Below are 2,129 nucleotides of genomic sequence, written 5' to 3'. Positions count from 1 at the left end.
CGGGCGGCGCGGCCGAGGGCGTCGTACTCGTACGTCGTGGTCCGGCCGTTGATGTCCTCCTCGGTGAGGGAGACACCGCGGCCGGGCTCGACGGTGGTGGTCTCCTCCTGGCCGAGGGCGTTGGCGGTCTTGATCTGGAAGACCTGGCCCTCCGGAGGGAGGTAGCTGGTGATGTCCTTGTTGGTCTCGTCGTTGTCCGCGATGGCCTGGGCGTTGCGGGTGGACGTGGTGCGGCCGTAGTCGTCGTAAGTAACCTCGCCGTCCTTCACCCAGCCGCCGCCGTTGCCGGTGATCGCCCAGGTGGTGGTGGCGTTGCCGGTGGCGGGGGTGTCACCGTACGCGCCGTCGTCGTAGGCGACGCGGGAGCCGTCGATCCAGTCGGCGGCGGTGGCGGTGTCGTCCTCGTCGCAGGTGCCGGCGGTGGTCAGGGTCTGCTTGGCGAGGCCGATGAGGTGCTTGGCGGTGTTGTGGACGTACGACATGACCGTGCAGGTGTCGTCGTCCGGGTTGTTGCTCGCCGGGTCGGACGACCAGTCGTTGTACTCGGTGACCTCGGTGGGCAGGCCGTAGGTGTCGTCGTACTTCGTGAATGTGTAGAGGACGCGGGTCTTGCGTTTGTCGTCGCCGGTGCCGGAGGACTGGGTGTAGGTGAGCGACTCGGGGACCTTGACGCGCCAGGCCTTGAGGTCGGGGATGTCTCCGGAGCGGCTGCGGGAGGCCAGCAGCTGGGACTTGGGCTTGTCCACGGTCCGGGTGAGCCAGGTGGTGGCGGTGGCCGAGGCGTAGGTGAGGGATTCCGCGACGCGGCCGGCGAACGGTTCCTCGTCCACCGCGATCGTGGCGCCCTTGGCGTCTTCGACGGTGACCGAGCGAGTGCCGCCGCCGGGGAGCGGGTCGCCGTCCATGCCGCGGAAGTAGCGGCTCTCGGTCATGCCCCGCTCGGTGGACATCAACGGGGTGTCGCTGTCGTCGCCGGTGTAGGTGCGGACCCGGGCGAAGCCGCGCCACTGGTCGTAGGTGCGGGTCTTCTTCTTGGAGAACTCTGCCTGGTTCAGCGCCCAGGCACCGCCGTCGAGGTACTCGTAGGTGGTGGTGACCGGGTCGACGCCGGTGAGTGCGGGGAGTTCCTGGACGGACTCGACGACGTACTTGTGGAACCAGTCGATGGTCTCCACGTCGGGGTCGGCGTTCCAGTACACCGGGAAGCACAGGCCGGTGTTCTCCTCCGGCTTCGGGAAGCCGCTGCCGGTCTTGCAGGAGCCGGTCGGTGCCTTGTAGGTGACGACGGTCTCGCCGCCGTACTCGCTGACCACCCGGGCGACGCGCAGCCGGTCGAAGGCGGGGTTGGGGTCGTTCGCGCCTTCCTTGACCCGGTTGGGCATGGGCTGGCTGTTGGCCAGGAACTGCACCGGGTTGAGCGCGATCGCCTCGGAGTCCGTGCCGTAGCCGGTGCGGGTGATGGACTCCAGCCACAGGGCGGTGCCCTCGTCGGTGAGGTCGGCGGGCAGTGACTGCTGGAGGGTCCAGCTGTCCACCTTGGACAGGGCGGTGGAACCCTGTGTGCGCTGCGTCAGGGTGGTCACCTGGGCCAGGCGCTTGCGGGACCAGAAGGTGGGGACCGGAACGTAGCACTCCTTGCCGGCGGCGCAGTACAGGTCGGCGGGAGTGTCGTACCAGATGCGGTTCTTGGCGAAGTCACCGGAGGCGAAGTTGTCGTTCTCGTCGCCGGACGTGGTGCAGGCGATCTCGCCTTCCTTGAAGCAGCGCTCGTCCACGTCGAAGGTGACCCGGGAGATCGGGTCGGCGTACGGGGCGTCCGCGTTCAGGCCGTAGTCGATGCGCTTCAGGTAGCCGCCGCGGTCATAGGCGACGGGCGTCTTGTACTTGTCGTTCTTGGCGTAGTGGTTGGTCTCCTTCGCCCACCACAGGGTCATCGCGTTGCCGTCTGTGTCGACGACGAAGTCGAGGTTCCAGCGCCAGGCCTGGTCGCAGAAGGAGCCCGCGAAGTCACCTGCCTGGTAGCAGGGTTCGTCGGACTGGTTGCCGGCGACCGGCACGGTCAGCACCGAGTTGGTCACCGGGTCGCCGCTCGCCGCGTCGTCGTCCAGCTTGTGCTTGCCGAAGTAGTA

General features: G+C 67.9%; 1 pseudogene. It reads right to left on the bottom strand.

Features of this window, described 5'->3' with window-relative positions:
* Nucleotides 1-2,129 (bottom strand): annotated as a pseudogene (locus tag ACTT8P_RS38180) (sugar-binding protein); the annotation flags it as partial.

Source organism: Streptomyces sp. JW3, assembly GCF_052216785.1.
GTDB lineage: Bacteria > Actinomycetota > Actinomycetes > Streptomycetales > Streptomycetaceae > Streptomyces.
The sequence above is the reverse complement of the archived record's forward strand: the minus strand, read 5'-3'. Positions and strand labels throughout refer to the sequence as shown.